15 protein-coding genes are annotated in these 17,578 nt (G+C 44.0%); 2 read left to right on the top strand and 13 right to left on the bottom strand.

Going from position 1 to position 17,578, the window contains the following annotated elements:
- Position 1: 1 nt before the first annotated feature.
- Genes G6R11_RS11835 through G6R11_RS11850 form a run of 4 tightly spaced genes read right to left on the bottom strand, consistent with a single transcriptional unit; the run spans position 2 to position 4,548 of the window.
- Positions 2–1,489, bottom strand: coding sequence for a TIGR03016 family PEP-CTERM system-associated outer membrane protein (locus G6R11_RS11835; protein ID WP_163133273.1), 1,488 nt, complete (start codon positions 1,487–1,489; stop codon positions 2–4).
- On the bottom strand, positions 1,443–2,336 hold the full coding sequence (locus G6R11_RS11840; protein ID WP_163133274.1) for an XrtA-associated tyrosine autokinase: 894 nt from the start codon (positions 2,334–2,336) through the stop codon (positions 1,443–1,445). Before G6R11_RS11840 ends, G6R11_RS11835 begins: the two co-directional genes overlap by 47 nt.
- Positions 2,333–3,889: an XrtA system polysaccharide chain length determinant gene (locus G6R11_RS11845; RefSeq protein ID WP_163133275.1), complete on the bottom strand. Its 1,557-nt coding sequence runs from the start codon at positions 3,887–3,889 to the stop codon at positions 2,333–2,335. The genes G6R11_RS11840 and G6R11_RS11845 overlap by 4 nt, the downstream gene beginning before the upstream one ends.
- A 17-nt stretch (positions 3,890–3,906) precedes the next feature.
- The gene (locus G6R11_RS11850; protein WP_194164229.1) at positions 3,907–4,548 is read right to left on the bottom strand and encodes an XrtA/PEP-CTERM system exopolysaccharide export protein; all 642 of its coding nucleotides are present in this window, start codon (positions 4,546–4,548) and stop codon (positions 3,907–3,909) included.
- A gap of 283 nt (positions 4,549–4,831) precedes the next feature.
- Here G6R11_RS11850 and G6R11_RS11855 point away from each other — a divergent pair, with 283 nt between their 5' ends.
- On the top strand, positions 4,832–6,235 hold the full coding sequence (locus tag G6R11_RS11855; RefSeq protein ID WP_163133276.1) for a TIGR03013 family XrtA/PEP-CTERM system glycosyltransferase: 1,404 nt from the start codon (positions 4,832–4,834) through the stop codon (positions 6,233–6,235).
- A 3-nt stretch (positions 6,236–6,238) separates the two neighbouring features.
- Positions 6,239–7,675, top strand: a complete 1,437-nt coding sequence (gene xrt, locus G6R11_RS11860) for an exosortase (protein ID WP_163133277.1) — start codon at positions 6,239–6,241, stop codon at positions 7,673–7,675.
- On the opposite strand, the gene G6R11_RS11865 is transcribed toward xrt, so the two are convergent.
- The 9 genes from G6R11_RS11865 to G6R11_RS11905 all read right to left on the bottom strand — a co-directional run bounded on the left by G6R11_RS11865 (position 7,652) and on the right by G6R11_RS11905 (position 17,549).
- Positions 7,652–9,202 (bottom strand): hypothetical protein, encoded by a 1,551-nt coding sequence (locus G6R11_RS11865; RefSeq protein WP_163133278.1) that lies wholly within the window; start codon positions 9,200–9,202, stop codon positions 7,652–7,654. The genes xrt and G6R11_RS11865 overlap by 24 nt on opposite strands.
- A 79-nt stretch (positions 9,203–9,281) precedes the next feature.
- Positions 9,282–10,289, bottom strand: coding sequence for a polysaccharide deacetylase family protein (locus G6R11_RS11870; RefSeq protein ID WP_163133279.1), 1,008 nt, complete (start codon positions 10,287–10,289; stop codon positions 9,282–9,284).
- A complete protein-coding gene (locus G6R11_RS11875) occupies positions 10,279–11,487 on the bottom strand; it encodes a hypothetical protein (RefSeq protein WP_240352453.1) in 1,209 nt (402 codons plus the stop codon). The genes G6R11_RS11870 and G6R11_RS11875 overlap by 11 nt, the downstream gene beginning before the upstream one ends.
- A complete protein-coding gene (locus G6R11_RS11880) occupies positions 11,466–12,638 on the bottom strand; it encodes a glycosyltransferase family 2 protein (protein WP_163133280.1) in 1,173 nt (390 codons plus the stop codon). The genes G6R11_RS11875 and G6R11_RS11880 overlap by 22 nt, the downstream gene beginning before the upstream one ends.
- On the bottom strand, positions 12,639–13,163 hold the full coding sequence (locus G6R11_RS11885; protein WP_240352454.1) for a serine O-acetyltransferase: 525 nt from the start codon (positions 13,161–13,163) through the stop codon (positions 12,639–12,641).
- Positions 13,163–14,350, bottom strand: coding sequence for a glycosyltransferase family 4 protein (locus G6R11_RS11890; protein ID WP_163133281.1), 1,188 nt, complete (start codon positions 14,348–14,350; stop codon positions 13,163–13,165). Before G6R11_RS11890 ends, G6R11_RS11885 begins: the two co-directional genes overlap by 1 nt.
- A gap of 5 nt (positions 14,351–14,355) precedes the next feature.
- The gene (locus tag G6R11_RS11895; RefSeq protein ID WP_163133282.1) at positions 14,356–14,988 is read right to left on the bottom strand and encodes a polysaccharide deacetylase family protein; all 633 of its coding nucleotides are present in this window, start codon (positions 14,986–14,988) and stop codon (positions 14,356–14,358) included.
- A 97-nt stretch (positions 14,989–15,085) separates the two neighbouring features.
- Positions 15,086–16,213: a glycosyltransferase gene (locus tag G6R11_RS11900; protein WP_163133283.1), complete on the bottom strand. Its 1,128-nt coding sequence runs from the start codon at positions 16,211–16,213 to the stop codon at positions 15,086–15,088.
- A complete protein-coding gene (locus tag G6R11_RS11905) occupies positions 16,203–17,549 on the bottom strand; it encodes a phenylacetate--CoA ligase family protein (RefSeq protein ID WP_163133284.1) in 1,347 nt (448 codons plus the stop codon). Before G6R11_RS11905 ends, G6R11_RS11900 begins: the two co-directional genes overlap by 11 nt.
- Between the last annotated feature and the right edge of the window lie 29 nt (positions 17,550–17,578).

Below are 17,578 nucleotides of genomic sequence, written 5' to 3' on the forward strand. Positions count from 1 at the left end.
CTTAAAACTGCTTAGTCGCGTTAATCGATACTCGGTTTTCGTCATAGGTTCTGCCCACTATATTGGAGCTACGGTGAGTAAACTGGTAGCGGTAAGTGAGGAAGAACCCTTCAATGAGGTCTTGATTTAGAGACAGATCGTAGCGACTGTACTTATCCACTTGATCGATGCCATTGAGGCGGTCAAATGTGTAGTGGTCGTAGTCAAATGCAAAGGCAATGATCAGCTTACGGCTTAACTTATGATCTACGCTAATACCGCCACCATAAGTGGTATCTTTGACAAAATCTGTTACGTCGCGCAAACCTTCGCGAGTTTGGTGGCGAAGCTCAAAATCAAGCCCAGAGCGGCGTAGGTCTAAGCCGGTATTCCACCTAAGGGTTTTATCAAGCTTTTGCTCTTCAACACTGTCACCTTCAACAAAGAAACGGCGGTCGAAACTAGTGGGCTCTTCTATGTAGCTAATGTCGGTGCTAATACGGCGCTTTTGGTGGAAGAAGGTGAACTCGTAGGCATCGCCATAAAAGCGCTTACTATATTCAAAAAACAGCTTGGTACGGCGGTTTGGTTCAAGGTTAACCGCAGCGCCTACATAATCTTCGTTTTTATCTTTATCTAAAGAAAAGTTATAGCTCAATTCAAAGTAGCTTAAGCGAGAGCGGAAGTAACGAACCGCCGGCCCCCAACTCTCTGACTCTCCGACCTTTTCCGATGAGCTAACACCTTGCAAGTAACTCTCTGCGTAGTAGCGTATAAAGGGGCTGAAGCCGGAGCGTTGCTGCAAGCCCAACTCACCTTTATATTTAATATTTTCAGTTTCTGAAGAGTTACCGCGCGCTTCGCGGCGAATATAGCTGGAGTCAATTAACCAAAATGCAGTGTTTACTTTTTGGCCATTTCTGAACAGCAGTGACGCATCGTAATCGTTGTTATTACCGCGGTCATCTTCGTAACGGTATAAGCTACTGGCAACTCGAGCGTTAAGATCCACCCATTTACGTGGGTTTGATTGGTAATTTAATCCAAGGCCTAACTCACTGCCTTGAATCAAATCTCCAGAAATAACATCAGTAATAGCATTGCTACTCACTTCTGCTGGTAGGATATCAACAGACGCCACAGCATCGACACTAAAGCCAGAATTTCCTAGCTTTTTATCACCAGTAAAATCGAGTTCGTGATAAAGCTTATTTTTTTCGGAATCGTAAGAGTGGTAGGTTTGCCTCGCCCGGTAATCAAGAGAGAGTTCGCCATCTTTACCTATAACTTCTGAAACAATACCGGCAGACAAAATACCAATCTCACCAGACTCAGGCGCTTCTTCAGTAAGACCCGCATTATCGGTGTAAACCAGCTCCGCACCAATTTCTGGGCGAAACTCTACCTCAGCAGCATTAACCGAACTTGATACTCCAACAGCAATAGCCAGCGCAACAACTATTTTAGGCGCTGCGTTCTTCCTCATATCCATAGCCATATCCGTAGCCATATCCGTAAGTCCCTGTTTTGCCGTGTACTGCTTTATTCAATACATATCCGATTGCCAGCTCATCGCTAAATTGCGATACAGCGGATCTAATCGCAGCGAGCTTGGTTCCATCTTGTTCCACTACCACCACCGCTTGTCCAATAAAGTTAGACAACACCACCGTTTCGTTTACCCCAAGCACCGGAGGACTATCAAACAATACAACGCGGTCGGAATAACGGCTGTTCAGCTCTTGTGTAAGTGAACGCATTTTATCGCTAGCCAACAACTCATTACTCAGGTGATGCGGCATGCCTGCAGGCATAATTCTTAGATTAGGAATATTGGTGTGATAGATAACATCAGCAATGTCATCGGTTTCACCCAGTAGGTACTCCATTAAGCCCATGTGCTGGCCAATGCCCAGTGTTTTGCTCACGGTAGGCTTTAATACATCTGAATCAATCAGTAGTACTGTTTTATCCTTTTCCAGCGCTAAACTCAGCGCTAAATTAATCGAAGTAAATGTTTTACCTTCACCTGGGTTAGCACTGGTAACCATAATCAAGTTACTTTTATTTTGCGGTATTAAGCCCGGCTCAAAAGCATTTTTAATCAGCTTACGTTTAATGCTTCGGTACTCATCACTGAGCATTCTAGTTTCGCGAGAGCGAATATCCGATAGCATGCCTAAGCGTTTTAACACTGCTGAATCTATTTGCAGTACCGGCTTTTCACGCTTTTCTGCAGGGGCCTCGCTGCTAACTGCAGCTTGGCTTTGTTCTACAGTTTCATGCTGTTCACTATTTTCTTGCTTAGCTTGGGCTTGTTTAGCAAGCTTGCCCATTGCTTTTTCTATGGTACTCATAGCAATCCACCTAAACCGGTAATAATTCTACTGTGTAAGTTTGGCAACAGGTTGATCACCATAAAGCCAACAAAACCACATAGTAAAACAGCGTTAGACAATACAAACACTCGCATTTTGCGCTTTTCTACTTTCAATAAGCCGGAGCTTTCGGTCGCCGATACCACCCCTAAAACAGGATAACCAGTTTGTTGGTATAACTGCTGAATACTTGAAACTACCGGGTTCACTTGACTAAAGGCCAGCGATAAACCAACACCAACCGCGAGGGCAAAAATCAACACACCAGCAATGAGTAAAGGACGTTTAGGGCCTGAAGGTTCAATAGGAACCCTTGGCGCGTCAATCACCCTAAATTTAATATCGTCGGTGGTTTTACCGGCACTTTGTGAAATAAGCGCGCTTTCTCTTCGCGATAGTAAGTCTTCGTATTTAGACTTGGTAATTTCATAGTTACGGTTAAGACCAGTAAGCTTTGCCTCTACGTCTGGTACTTGGCGCAGTTGCTCTTCTAAATTATCGACTTTCTCTTTGTGCCTTTGCTCACGAACTCTAAGCGAAGCTACATCGTTTTCAATCTGGCTAACGGTAATCTTAAGATCTTGGTAGATAACCGACTCTGAAGCGAGCGCAGCTGGCGTTTTTGCCGTAGTTAAGGCATTTTCTTTTTGCTTTTGCAAAGACGCTAATTGACGCTGCACTTCCACCACATCAGGATGGCGTTCTGTGTAGCGCAACAACAAGTCGTCTAAGCGAGTTTGCATTGCCAAAATACGATCATCAAACTCAGTGCGAACGCGCGCAGTTTGTTGTGAGGCCAATACCTCTTCACTAGCCAATTGCGCTCTCGCTGAAACCAGTTTGGTTTCGGCCTCACTAAGTTGCAGGCGAGTTTCTTCTAGCTGCTTTTTAACGTTCTCGAGATTGCTGTAGTAAGTAGACTCTTTACCAGGCAAGAAGGCTGTGTACTCTTGCTTAAAAGAAGCCAATCGTTTTTCTGCCTCAATCAGGCGCGTCTCGTATTCTTCAATCTGCTGATTAATAAACGAGTTAGCCGTGTCGGTGTCTTGGCGTTTCTCACCGAGGGTGTTCTCAACAAATACGTCTAATGCAGCTTGCACCACATCACGGACATACTGTGGCGAGTCTGCCTCAAAGCTAATGGTATAGAGATTTTCACGACGAGTTTTATCGATTTCGATGGTTTCTTTTAGGCCATCTAACAAGGCGTCATATTCAGTGCTGTTATTCACCCTTACATCAGCATCACTAGCTCGAGCAATCTTTTCCAAATTACTGCGACTTAGCAGCGTTTTAACCATCATCGCTAACTCCTGACTGGGGTCAGTTTGGATGGCTAAACCTTTGAGTAGAGGCTGCAATAATGAGCGAGTATCTGCGTAAACCCTAGCCTCGGCGGTGTATTGATTTGGCATCAATGTCACAGCTACCCAGCCAATCGGGCAAATAATCCACAGTGCGATTAAAATATAACGGCGCTTTAACCATACCCCTCGCAGGTATTGCAGAAAGTCCTCAATTAAATCTTGCATTTATACGACTACTCCGACTAAAACCATGCTTCTGGGATAATGATAATATCACCAGGAAGAACATCTACATTGGCTTCAATCTCACCGTCTTGAATCAATTTACCAACTAGTACTTTATACGAGCGCTGCTCACCGCTAACCACTCGAACCAAGCGAGCGTTATCACCATCAGCGTATTCTGTTAGACCACCTACTTGAATCATCACATCCAGCAGCGTCATATCTTCACGGTAGTTAATGGCTTGTGGCTCGAAAGCTTCACCAATTACTCGAACCTGTTCGCTAAATGGTCCAATAAAGCCTTCTACGGTAACAGTCACAATTGGGTCACGAATAAACTCTGCTAACTCAGACTCGATCAAACGAGCTAATTCAGTAGGCGTTTTACCCGATACCTCTAGGTCTTCAACTAGCGAGGTAGACACCATGCCGTCTGGACGCACGATGAAAGTGCCTGATATCTCAGGGTTACGCCATACAAAGATGTTGAGTTCATCACCTGGGCCTATCAAATATTTGTAATCTGCTGGGTTAGCAGTAAGCGACGGATGAACCGACGCGCCAGGTAAAGTAGGTAGGTTGTTCGAACAAGCGGTTAGGAAAAGCCCTATCGCCATAAACGAGAGCAATTTAATTACTACTTGGTTGAGTTTTTTCATAGCACTGTCCATTTCGCTGAGAGTCCATCAAAATAACATTGATTGAGGTAGTCCTTTTTTCCATGATAGTGTGCGAGCGCGCATGTTGTAAATCTCTTGAGCTAAATAGTTTTAATATATCGACATTTATCTTCAAGCTGTTGGAAATGTAAAGCGCAGGTAACAAACTTAGGTTTAACTAGCTGAGCACAAGTTACACCGATTTTTTGTGGCTCTGCGTCTAAATCTCGGTATACTGATTAGTCTTAAAACTATTATTAATATCTTGTTTCAAGGAAGAAGCGTGGCTGGTTCGAAATTTCATAATCTAGATCCCGGTAGTAGAGCGATAATTCTTGCCGAATTTTTGGTGCTCATCGGGGTTTTTGTCATTGGTGTTGAACTTCTCCGCCTAAGCGGCTTTGAAGGGATCCCTGCTTACGGTGAAGGAATACTGTTACTACACTGTTTGGCATTTACTTTCCCAATTCAACTGTCAATATTGTCAGTTGGTTTATATAACCAAAAGATTCGCGAAACCTTTCGTGGGGTAATACGCCGTTTGTTGGTAAGTATTGCCTTGGGTTACTTCATATCTTCTGTTATTTACGTACTTACCCCCCTAGATGTTCTTCCTGGTAATTTCCGTGAGTTGCTATACGCAGCAGTAATGATGGGCTTAACCACCATTCGTTACTTTGCGCTTAAAATGCAATATGAGCACATGGGTCGCAAACGAATTTTGGTTTTAGGCGCTGGTGAACGCGCCAGTATCATTGAAAAACGTATGCGCCGTAAATCTGATCGAGTTAGCTTTGAAATGGCCGGCTTTATTCGTATGCCTGGCGACTCTGAAGAGGGTATTAAACGCGAAACCATTCTTGAGCTTGACCAACCTTTAGAGTCATTTGTGCTTGCTAACGGCGTAGAAGAGATAGTAATCGCAGCCGATGAGCGCCGCGCTAACTTACCGGTGGATAGTTTGTTCCTATGTAAACTACGTGGCGTTGAAATCACCGACATTATCGACTTCATCGAACGTGAATCGGGTCAAATTGCAGTAAACCTTATCTATCCTTCATGGGTAATTTACAGCAATGGTTTCCATTCAACTAACTACTTACGTAGCTCTTTAGATTGGGTATGTAATACCTTCTTAGGTCTGATTGTATTGTTCCTCACTTGGCCATTGATGTTGATTACCGTCATCATGATTAAGTTAGAGGAAGGGATTAGAGCACCAGTGCTTTACTCTCAAGAGCGTATTGGTTTAAATGGTCAGCCTTTCAATATTTACAAGTTCCGCAGCATGCGTACCGACGCTGAGAAAGATGGCGCCAAATGGGCCCAAAAAGAAGACCCACGCGTAACCAAAGTGGGTAACTTTATTCGTAAATACCGCGTCGACGAACTGCCACAAATTTATAACGTATTAGTGGGTGATATGGGCTTTGTTGGCCCTCGACCAGAGCGACCTGCGTTTGTAAAAGAATTGGTATTATCGATTCCTTATTACAACCAGCGCCACAACGTTAAACCAGGCTTAACCGGTTGGGCACAGCTTAAGTACCCTTATGGCAGTACCGAAGCGGATGCGCTTGAGAAGCTAAAATTTGATCTTTACTACATCAAACACAGAAGCTTCCTACTCGATCTATTGATTCTAGTGCGCACCGCCGAGATTATATTGTTCGGAAAAGGGCGTTAATCCTTGGTAGCGACTGAACCAACTAACAAACCAGACAACAGCGGCTTATTACAAGCCGCTGTTGTTCTTGGTATTACCGCTTTAGTAGCTTTACTCTTTTGGCCTGTAGTACTAGATATATGGCGCTACAGCTTTGATGATGGCACCTACTCACATGCATTCTTAATCCCAATTGTTGCTCTGTATGTACTTTACGATTGCCGTCAACAACTGCAGTTTCGCCAAGGTGCAAGCTTGTGGTTGGTATTGTTAATTGCCAGTTTAGCCATTGAGCTGCTGCTTTACTTAAGCCAAATCAGCTTGCCGGTTAGGGCGCTATTGCCCTTTGTTTTACTGTTCAGCTTATTAAGTGTTTTTAAACATCATAAAAGCCTTTATGTCTATGCTTTAGTCCTGCTATTCGCCACACCTATTTGGGGGATTTTGTCGCCGCCTTTACAAAGCTTATCGACCACTGTGGTAGAGATGGTAATGGCTTACACCCATGTACCAAGCTACTTTGAGGGGAATGTAGTCTCGATTCCTTCAGGACAATTTGAAATTGCCAATGGTTGCAGCGGTCTGCGCTACTTTATTACCTCTTTGTTTTTGTGTTTGTTGTACATCTATTTCAATATTCGCAGTGTAAAAAATGCCTTGATATTTTTTGCTGTTTGCATGCTTGGCGCGTTAATCGTGAACTGGGTTCGCATCATCACTATCATTTTGATAGGCCATGAAACCCAGATGCAAAGTGAAATTATTTATGACCACAACAACTTAGGTTGGTATCTCTATATCCCTTATTTGTTATTGGCATTTTATGTAGGTGGCAAGCTGTCTAGCGAGTTGGTCGCTCAAGCTAAAGTAGAGCAAACAGAAGGCCCGTCGGTTAGAGGTCTGGCTTTTGTTGTTTTGGCTTTATTAATCTTTTCACCTACCTTAATCGATTGGCCGGTATGGGATGCCAATAAGCTAAACGCTGAAGAAGCTAAAGCAAGCACTAGCTACCACCCTGCTCTTCAAGTTGCGCAGTATCAATCTGTGGATCAACATAGCCTTAGCCTTAATCAAGTAGAACTCAATCATTGGGTATTTTTGTTTAGCGGCTTAGGCTTGGATAACAAAGCTTCATTTTACCTAAACGAAGTGGTGCCAGAGAACCTGCGTATTGATAACTCAGAAACTGAGCAAGCAGTTAACTATGTTTATTTCCGTTCAGCAGCTAACCGTCCTGGATTACTAGCTTATAGCTATGCTGGTGCTAAAGGCATGGTATCCAAGCGCTCAGCACTTCGAGCTCAGCGCTTTAGCGAAATACTCGTAGGGCAACGCCAGAGTGCAATTGTGGTTGCATCAGCCCTGTGTGTAGAGCAGGACTGCCGCGAAGCTAAACAGGTTCTCTCGGAACAATTGCTTAAATACCAAGACCCTCAGCTACTGTTTCAGCAGCCAGGTTAGCGAGCCATTAGTAGCAAACCACCAATTGAATTTTCTTAAAGGTTTTAACGGCCAGTTAAGGTTACTCATGGCTGTTTTTCCTTTCTTGTCCATGGTTCCTTCACAGGTATTCAGTAGCTCTTGTCCCAATAACTCGAGCAAGAACTCATCTTCTAAGCGTTGCTGCTTTAAATAGACGCCCTTATAAACCATTCCCGCTACATCGCAAGCATGCTGACGCTCTGTCCAAGAGTTTCTATCTTGAAAAATAGACTTTTTAAAAAAGATCAAATAGTCGGGTATGTACAAGGTCTTTCCTTTGCTCTCCACTGTGTATACACCGTGGTGTAGCAGCATATCTGAAAAATCGATAATGAGATCTGCTGCTCGCAGGTCTTCGCTTATCCAAAAGTAACGCCAAAGCTGCTCCGCCACTAATGCCGACATCCACGGTGAGCACACCATATCTTTGCTTTTTTTGTTGGAATGCGCTTTTAATTGGTGTTTAAGGCAACCGCCTTGACCTGGTGAACTCACCCACAGGTCCTCACGGATCCCATCAATGAGGGCATCTAAGCGCATAAACGAATGCTCATCACTATTTAACTCCCACTGAGTAAGAGCCAAACCCAGCGCTACGGATAAATGACGCTCGGTCCAAAACCCCAACTTGGTAGAATAACGCTCAGGCCACGCTAAGCCTTTTTTTACCATCTTCTCAATGGCTAACTTGGTTGAGCGATGAGGGTAGAACAAATAGTCAATCAACAAACCACTACTCAACATGTATTTTAGATCCGCTGAGCCCTTCAGCTTAAAGTCGCCATTATCGTCAAGCTGACTCATAAAAAACTGCGCTTGTTGGTGAGCCGTTTTTTGCCAGCGCGGATCGGCCGTTTTGTAAAATAATTGATAGAACGTAAATGGTCTGTCATACAACCATGGAGCGGCACTATTACTAGGTAATGTGGTTTTTTTTGCGGGATCTTTAGGTTTGCTCACTTCAGCAATAACCGCTTCATCGGCGCTATAAGACGCATATCGCCAATAGGCATTATCCAGCCAGCCCCAATCAATATTATTGGCATTGTAAGTTAATGGTGAATACAGCGCTTTATTGAGCCAGGACTCTGGGTAACGCACTTCGGCTAGATAAGCTTCATCAAACTCTAAAGCTTGGCTAGGTTTTGCTAAACTCTCGCCCCAAGTGAGTGTCACATTGCCTTGCTTTAAGCCCTCAATTTTAAACAACACGCCTCGATAAAAAGATGCCCCACGGCGCAGAGGCCAAAGCAGGTGAGCATGAGCGCTGAATTTAAGTGAAGTGCCTTGCTGCTGAAGTGAAAAACCCTGCTTATTTGAAACTGTAAAATTTGGGAAAGGAACAACCACATAGTGAAATTTGCTGGCGTTAGGAAGGGCTTTAATTTCAAGTTCCAGTTCAATACTCGCATTTGCTGCATAACTAAACATACTCGCAACAAGCAGTAAGCAAACAGCTCTTAGCCATCGCACTAAACTAAACGCGTTAATAGCAAGTCCTTGCATATTCCATATCCTCAACTAGAAAAGGTATTTTCAATAACTTATTCAGTTAAGTGCAATTGTATTGCTTGAGCAAGGCCAATTAAGCGCGATGCTTCGAATTTAGCTCCATAACTTGCACTTTAAGTGAATCAACCGACTTATTGCCATCAACCGAAATCCGCTTCAACTGATAGGCGCTATGTCCATCCAATTGGGCGTTAATGCCATTCATAAAGGAGAAAGCCAAACGATAACCACATTCCTTAGCAAGCGCTTGGGTCTGCTCTGTAAAGCTGTCTGTGCGCCCTACTGGGTAGGCCAGCATCGATACCGATGTATTTAGTTTGCTCGCAATAAAATCGCGTGACTGAGTTAACTCTTCACGCTGCTGCTCTAAAGATAGGTGAGCTAAAATAGGATGACTACGAGTATGCGAACCAATGGTCATGCCTCCGTCAACCATCTCTTTCAACTGAGGCCAATTTGCAAACACGCTATGAGAGCTAGGCATTGGAGGCGCTTTACATTCAGCTTTTAACATCTCCAACTTTTCTTCCATCGAAAAGCTATGGTCTTCTTTAAAAGCATAAAGCAGTTTGCGAATATTTTGCGTTTGATTCTTTCCGCTTAAATCCACGGCACTAGACCAGTGATTTAGCTTTAAGGAACTAGACTGGCAATGCTTAACCAGCCATGCCACCTCATCCCACCAAGCAAAAATACCGCCATTGGTATATTCGGTTACCACAAAAAACACTGCACTAAGCTTATGTTTTACAAGCAGTGGGAAAGCATGCTGATAACTATCAATGTAACCATCGTCAAAGGTGATTAGAGCATAGGGTTTGTCAATTGCTTCACCTGAATCTAACAAGGCAATTAAACTGGCCTCATCTAATACTTCAAACTCTTTCTTATAAAACAATAAGTGCTGCTCAAATTGCTCAGCAGTACAACTAAACACATTGGGATCAAACTCGCTAAAGCGGGCGTCACCAATGCGATGATAATTAAATACATAAATGCCGGGTAAGCGCTGCTGCCAGCGCTTTTGAGAAACGCTACGCTTACCGAAAAAAAATTGCCGAATTTTGGCTCTACTCAGCATCCGTATGCTCATCTAAGGTTTTATAATTAGGCGCTTTAACCAAATAATCACGATACTGATTTGGATCACCCAACTCGCCCGCTTCTGCAGCCTTGGCCATGTTGTACATTTCTCGAGCTGAAACATAGTGCAATACGTAGTTTTCACCGTCGTTGTACTTACTTTCCAAGTAACTACACATATCGTCAAAAGGCTTACCTAATAAAGTAGGCATGTCGGCTTCTTGGGTGCCATGAGTGTGTATTTTAATAAAGCGCCACTCAGGTCTACCTTCAACATGGATGTTGGCGTTAACCCATAAATCAACACGATCTTTAGTTGGCATCATGCTGGTACGAATGTCGGAATTTTCGATTTGCGGGAAAATGCCTTTTTTGCGGGCTTTCCAATTTAGATCCAGTGGGCCATTTATTAGCATTAAATCGCCCCAAGTTTGCCCGCCTACTTTTACCATTTTGCCGGTATTGTGAGACTTCGGAGCATTGGGGTCATCTTTAGCGTAATAGATCGCGTTCACGGTAGCAGGCTGAGTAACACTTGGCGCCGATGGAAAGGTGTAGTCAACAAAACAGCCTGTTTCACGCAACACGATAAGCTCATCGTTTACGCCACATAATTTACCTTCTGGGTGAGAGTTGTCTAAGGTCCAGTTGCCGTGAATAAAGGCATACTGCAACTTCCCTGTTTCTTCACTGCGTACAAAAGCACCGTGTTTTTCATGCAATAACTCGGTAAAGCCTTCTAGAGTTTTACGTAAGTTGTCACTGGTATCGTCTTCGTGATGCAGGTGAACTTCAATTTCACCAAAACCGCGCGCACACAAATCGGCAACTTTAGCCAAATGCTCATAGCGATATTCTTCTTCAGGATAAAAAAACGAATGCTTAGGATGACAGCCATCAGCATCTTGGTGTTTACCTGCTACGTCTGGGTATTCGCTATGCCAACGCTCAACTCGAGCTCGTTCTTGCTCAAGGCTTATGTTTTTACCCCATTGCGGCTCATAGTGGTCAACAAAGCAAAACAAAACGTGGGTTGGGCCCTCAAATTTAGCCTTCGCTCTAAACTTCTGTTTTAAGTAATGAGGTAACCAAAGATGCATGTGCTTCTTGCGAATGATTAGGGTTACCGCTGCTACGCCAAGCAGTATAGGTACCAATAAAGCCGAAAAGATTATCACCGTGATGTCCTTTGCCATGTGCCTTGCACATTTTTAAACAAGAAAGAGTAGAAGCCTTTTAACAAAGCCATGTTCATTGAAACAAAAAAGGTTAGAAAAGCGATACTGCCGGGCACGCTTTTACCACGCTTACTACGACTATTACCCCATGCCGCCACCAAGTAACCAGCTAGTTGAACAGCTAACAAACTTGCGTATAAAGGCTTGGCCACCAGCACTAAGTTACAAGCTAAAGCGATAAGCATTAAATGCGGGGTAAACCAGCGTAAAACTTTGTGGCTTAAGTAAGCAAAAAAACGCGCACCTTGTAATGGGTTTAGCGCCCATAAGCAGTGAGTAAAAGCTTGGTAGTTGCCGGTGCCTATCCGTATTCGGCGTTTTTCTTCATCTTGCAGCGAGGGTGCAACTTCTTCAAAGGCGACTGCGTTTGGTTCATACAGCACTTTTTTACCAGCCTTCGATACGTTCATAACAATCATGAAGTCATCAACAATAGTATTGGCTGGTAACGCTTGGTACAACGGCTTTGCAATCGCGTAAATGGCACCATTAGCACCAAGCAGCGCACCTAAGCGAGATTCATGAAACTTGAGCATTTGCTCGTAGCGCCAGTAAATACCGTCTTTGTTATCTTCAGACTCTGAGTCAACCAAATGCAACTCACCACATACCGCGCCAATATCATCGCTATCAAAGTGCCTTACTAAATTTTCAATGGCATCCACTTCGAAATGAGTATTAGCATCAGACATCACCAAAATAGGGTCTTCGGCCAACTCAACCAGGTCGTTAAGTACGTTAATTTTGCCGCGATTTTGCTCAAAAATATGGGCTTTAAAATTACTGGCTTCTACTGCCTGTAAAATCTCCGCCGAACTATCGGTACTGCCGTCGGAGCCAATATGAATAGTAAGTTTATCTTTGGGGTAGCTAAGCTGCAGTAAGTTGTCTATCCGCTGCTGCAAGCATTGTTCTTCATTATAAGCGGCGATAATAATCGATACTGTTGGCCACTCTTTTGCCTCTAGCGAGCGACGCTCACGACGACGCCAAAGGTAGCGAGTATCGCGGACGGCCTGCTTAATACCGCTAACCATTAACAATACGATGGGATAAACAGCATAACTGTAAGCAATTAAGCCCACCGCTATCCAAAATAACAATTCCATTTACTGCTCCACCTCAGCTGGCTTACGACGATAGGCTTTTGCCGGTATACCCAACATGGTTGCGCCCTCTTCTGCAGATTTTGTTAACACCGCATTAGCGCCAATTTTCACTTGATCGGCCACTTCTAAATCACCAATAATTTTAGCGCCCGCGCCCACAAACAAATTTGAGCCTAAGCGTGGTGATTTACCTTTCTCGTCACCAATTACAACGCCACTTTCTAAAGTAATGTTACTGCCGCCCTTTACCTTAGAATTAATCACAATGCCTACTGGGTGCATAATCACAAAACCTGGGCCAAACTCTGCACCCGAGCCAATCACACAAGCATTTAGAAACTTATTCAACCACTGGAAAAAATAGGCCAACAAACCTAAGTTATGATTGGCACACCAGCGCATCCAGCGATAGATAATATTGGCACTAGAACCGTCAGCCATCACAATCCTCAGCATGCTTACAGACGCTCCATCTAATCTGAAGATTTCTTGCTTACGACGAAAATCAGCTTTGATATTTTCCATTATTTCACCAAAGTTAACAGTTGCTCGGCATTATGACGCCACTGCCTTTCACGCTCGATATAAGCTCTAGCCTGCTGACCAACCTGCTGCTGTTGCTCCACTTGAGAAGAGAGGCTAAGTACCTTTTCTACACAAGATTCACGATCGTTTGCTTTAAATAACCAACTGGTTTCACCGTCGGCGACCACTTCGGCAATCGGGGTAAAATCAGGGGCTACCATACCTTTGCCCATTGCCATAAATTCAAACAACTTCATTGGTGAGCCGTAGTCATTTGAGTCTGGCAAAATGCCAAAGTCCATGGCCGATAAATAAGTCGGTACTTGGTCGTGAGCAACTCTGCCAGGCATAATAATTTGCTGCTCTGCGCCAGCATCAGCAATACGTTGCTTAATGCTTTGGTAACACACACCATCACCCACCAATAACAAAACGATATTAGGGTAATCTTTTAAACGCTCTGCTATTAGATCAACAAACCAGTCGATACCATGCCAATGTACAAAAGCCCCAACGTAGCCAACAACAACTTTGTCTTCTACCTCTAGCTTTTGGCGTAGCGCTAAAGCAGCAGCATCATCAATAATAAACTGGTCTAAATCGGCAGCGTTTGGCGAGATAACAGAAGGGGCAATATTTGGGTAAGCATCTTGGGCCACTTGCTGAAAACGGCTAGATATAAATACTAAGCCAGTGGCATTACTAAATATCCACTTTTCGATTGAACGAGCAAAGCGCTGGAAAAATAACTCGCGAACTCGATGTACTAAACATGAATCGTTAATCTCCAACACAATTGGGATATTATGACGTTTCGCCCACCACACACTGGCAAACATAAACAATGAATAGCGCTCGTAAACAAACTCTATTTGTTGCTCTTTAACCGCTTTACGTAAACGCCACCAAGCCAGCACATTAAAGGCCAGCTCAAATAGCTCAAACACAAACTCTGGCGTATGTTTAGTTAACTCAGCTAGGCGAGAAAACAAGCTTTTCTTAGCGGCAGGTTTCTCTGCTTGCTGCTGTTGCGGTTTCGATGTAACTAGCTCTTCTTCCGGATCCGCGCCAGGCAAGGACAAAATGCTTACTTTATGGCCAAGTTCACGTAGTCCTTTTACCACACCACGAATATGCACACCTTCGGCACCTCGGCCACGTGTTCGATGGTGGAACAAAATGTTCATTTAACTCAGCTCTCCAATGCTTTAAGTTCAAAACCTTGCGCTTGCCACTGAGGAATTAATTCCGCTAAAGCGTCAATGCAAAGGTTGTTGTCATCATGAAATAGAATAATGTCGCCAGCACTTACCGGCTGCTCGTTAAAGCGCTTAATCAGTGTGACGCTAGGCTCTTTTTTGTAATCTAAGGAGTCTCGGCTCCAATGCACTGCGGTCATCCCACGACGAACTAAATAAGCCAGTAACGAACTACTCCAACGCCCTTGCGGGGAGCGAAATAAACGACATGGCTTTTGAGTAAGGCTTTGAATTGCGCTGTTGGTTTGCTCGATTTGCAACTTGCGCTCAGCAGCACTGATATGATCAAAACGCGGGTGATTATAAGAATGATTGGCTAGGCTATGACCTTGCTCGGCAATTTGACGGGTTAACTCTGGAAATTTCTCAGCTCGCGCGCCTAATACAAAGAACGTGGCTTTAGCTTGATGCTTGGCCAGTAAAGCCAATAAAGCAGTAGTGAACTCTGGATAAGGTCCATCATCAAAGGTTAAATAAAGCGCAGCCTCTCGAGGGCTTCTTTTGATTAGAAACCAACTATCAGGCAGAACTTTACTACGTATAAGATATTTGATCTTATTCAACATTAACTACAAATCCATTTGCGCCAATACTAAGAGCTTAAGCAAGCTTGATAGTGTAACAAAATACCCGCTTAGCCCCAGCAAATAATTAACTTATCTTTCAAACTTCACCATTTTTCAACATCGACAAAAACTGCTGTTGATTAAGTGACCAGGAAAACTTGCTCGCATGTTGCTTAATGGCTTGCTTGTCCCACTGTTTTTCTAATATCAGTTCTAGCCCTTCAGCCACCGCCGATGAGCTCTGCGGCGGAATAATTACACCACAACAGTTAGTATCCATTACCTCGGGAATGCCGCCCACCTCTGTGGCTAATACCGGTGTGCCCGCAGCCATGGCTTCTAATACAACGTTAGGCACCCCCTCTGCGTAGCTAGGCAAAGCGAGAAGTTTTGCATTACCAATCCAAGCGGGCAGCTCGGCGTGTGCTACCGAGCCCAAGAATGTCACTCGCTCAGCCAAACCATCGGCTTTCGCTTGTTGCTCAATAGCTGCTCGCTTAACCCCGGTGCCCGCATAGACAAGCTTTAGCTGGGGATGTTCAGCTGCAATGCTAGCAAAGCCTTGATAGAGCTCTACTACGCCTTTATCTGGTTTCAGGTTGCCCACATATAAGATGTAATCTTGGGCGATAGGTTTGTTACTTTCACCACCAAACTTTTGATGGTCTACCCCATTGTAAATGACCGACACTTTCGAGGGCTCAATTCCTAGAAGTTGCATTTCATTGGCTAAAGCCTGTGATACAGAAAGTATGCCCAAAGCATTTTGACTAGCTTGTTTAATTTGCTTGGCGCGAGCCGGATCTTTCGCCAGCTGGTTGATATCACTACCATGCACCTTAAAGAAAAAGCGCGCTTTAAATAACTTAGCTAACCAGCTTGTCGCAACCGCTTCAGGAAAGGCCCAACTAGCCAAAAGCACCTTGGCCTGTTTACGCTTGAGCCAAAGGCCCGAATGCAACAGCAAGGACAAATACATCATCACACTATAAAAACGTCGTCCCACTTTTGGCGTGTAAAAATAAGGCACATAACGCCGCTCTGGTGATTGCTTAATTTGCTTGCGATGCTTAAACCATTCAGGAAAAGCTACCGGAATAAGCAGGCTCAATTGATACTCATCTTTTAACAACTCAAATTGCTGATGATTAAACTTGGCGCGATTAGGCTCCCAAGGTAAAGGATATAAATTGGTGACAATCACCATTGCTGGCTTAGACTTCACAAATAGTTACTCTATGTTTACCACTGGCGGTAAGCGGAATATCATCCACCAGCTCAAAGTTAAGCCTAAGTTCGCCATTACTGTACTTGTTTATCTCATCACTGATGGCAGCTTTATCCGCATCGCTAAATTGCTCGTTGGCCACTATTTTTAGGGTGACTTGCTCGATCTGCTGTTGAACTACCTGAAAGCGCGAAATGCCGACAAACTCTTTAAATAGATGGGGGAACAACTCGCCAGGAATGCTGCCGCCCGAAGGTGTTTTAATAATGTCTAACTTACGTCCATCAATACTCGACATAATTGGCAGTGGGTTGCCACAGCTACAGGCCTGCAAGTTAATGGTTGCTTGGTCGCCGTTTACATAACGAATCAAGGGCATACCGTAATTGTAAAGATCGGTGACTAAGAGGTCGCCGCTGGTTTCTGTTACCACTTGACCTTGGCTATCAATGGTTTCAATGACCAGATGGTCGATGTTCATATGCAGGTTGCGCTGCTCTTGGCAGTCTGCAGCCATCAACATGAATTCTCGGCAACCAAAAGTGTTATACACCGGGGTGTTGAAGGCTTTTTCTATTTCTTCTCGCTGAAAATCATGCAAAGGCTCAGCCCCGGTTAAAATAGTACTGGGGCGCCACACTTTTATTCCCTTGTCATTAATATAACGAGCCAGCTCATAAAGAGGATTTACATAAGACACCATGGCTGCTGGTTTGTAAGCATTAATGTCATCAACATACTCTTGTTTGTTATCTTGAGTCATTGCAAAGGAGTTGAGCATTTTTCGATTATAAAAGCCGTGGTAAAGCGCATTTTTAATGGTTTTAAAGCGCGATGGCTGTCCTAAGTCTGCTCCCCATAAGTACAAGGTCTTTTGGCCTAATCCAGCGCCTAACCAACCATAACCTCGCCACATCACTGCTTCTCGGCGAGTATTACTGTTAAGGTCTAGCTCAAAGTGAAACGGCTGTCCGGTAGAGCCACCGGTAGACTTACGAATGTTGTTGGGATGCTTGCTCGAAACAAACTCCGCATAGTACTGCTTAATATCGTTTTTGGTGACTATCGGTAAAGCCTCAAAGTCACTCATGTTGGTAATATCACGCGGATCTTTAATGCCAGCCTCGGCCCAAACTCGAGGATAGTACTGAGTATTTTGATAGGCATGCTGCAAAAGCTTTTGTAATTCTTGCCATTGATGAGCTAACAACTGCTCTTTAGTCCAAGAAAGGCGCTGCTCGTAAGCACCTAAATGCTTTAACAAGTCTTTGCCTTTAATCGCCTCGTAAGCGGGCATTAAGCAGCTTCGTAAAAAAGATGGGTAAATGGCCATCGTTGACTTCCATATCCGTATGATAACTA

Origin of the sequence: Agarivorans sp. Alg241-V36, assembly GCF_900537085.1 — a bacterium.
Lineage (GTDB): Bacteria > Pseudomonadota > Gammaproteobacteria > Enterobacterales > Celerinatantimonadaceae > Agarivorans.

Coding starts and splice junctions, on each gene's coding strand:
- G6R11_RS11835 (WP_163133273.1), bottom strand. CDS start 1,489: ATGGCTACGGATATGGCTATGGATATGAGGAAGAACGCAGCGCCTAAA.
- G6R11_RS11840 (WP_163133274.1), bottom strand. CDS start 2,336: ATGAGTACCATAGAAAAAGCAATGGGCAAGCTTGCTAAACAAGCCCAA.
- G6R11_RS11845 (WP_163133275.1), bottom strand. CDS start 3,889: ATGCAAGATTTAATTGAGGACTTTCTGCAATACCTGCGAGGGGTATGG.
- G6R11_RS11850 (WP_194164229.1), bottom strand. CDS start 4,548: ATGAAAAAACTCAACCAAGTAGTAATTAAATTGCTCTCGTTTATGGCG.
- G6R11_RS11865 (WP_163133278.1), bottom strand. CDS start 9,202: ATGCAAGGACTTGCTATTAACGCGTTTAGTTTAGTGCGATGGCTAAGA.
- G6R11_RS11870 (WP_163133279.1), bottom strand. CDS start 10,289: ATGCTGAGTAGAGCCAAAATTCGGCAATTTTTTTTCGGTAAGCGTAGC.
- G6R11_RS11875 (WP_240352453.1), bottom strand. CDS start 11,487: ATGGCAAAGGACATCACGGTGATAATCTTTTCGGCTTTATTGGTACCT.
- G6R11_RS11880 (WP_163133280.1), bottom strand. CDS start 12,638: ATGGAATTGTTATTTTGGATAGCGGTGGGCTTAATTGCTTACAGTTAT.
- G6R11_RS11885 (WP_240352454.1), bottom strand. CDS start 13,163: ATGGAAAATATCAAAGCTGATTTTCGTCGTAAGCAAGAAATCTTCAGA.
- G6R11_RS11890 (WP_163133281.1), bottom strand. CDS start 14,350: ATGAACATTTTGTTCCACCATCGAACACGTGGCCGAGGTGCCGAAGGT.
- G6R11_RS11895 (WP_163133282.1), bottom strand. CDS start 14,988: ATGTTGAATAAGATCAAATATCTTATACGTAGTAAAGTTCTGCCTGAT.
- G6R11_RS11905 (WP_163133284.1), bottom strand. CDS start 17,549: ATGGCCATTTACCCATCTTTTTTACGAAGCTGCTTAATGCCCGCTTAC.